General features: G+C 54.1%; 1 protein-coding gene. It reads left to right on the top strand.

What is annotated here, in order from left to right; genetic code table 11:
* On the top strand, positions 1-231 hold a 231-nt coding region (locus tag AC1RPW_RS08735), incomplete at both ends, for a hypothetical protein (protein ID WP_481769570.1).

The raw sequence follows: 231 nt of genomic DNA, 5'->3' as shown, positions 1-231 counted from the left end.
CATTTAATACGGACTACGAACGACGTAAGTGGGAATCGCTTCAAAATTCGGCCGGGGCATCGCTCACGGCCGTTGCGCAGGGCCGTGCAACAAGTGCCGATGTCCAGAAGGTGATTACCGTGCTCAACGGTATGAACAAGATGGCAGGCAATTTGTTTGCGCGTGCCGCGAGCGCTGCCGAGGTTCAGGCCAAGAAGTTTGAAGCTCAGTACGAACAGATTAAGCACGATC

This window comes from Dellaglioa sp. CoH-55-MRSF-8 (genome assembly GCF_056782195.1).
This window is presented reverse-complemented; position numbering and strand designations above follow the sequence as displayed.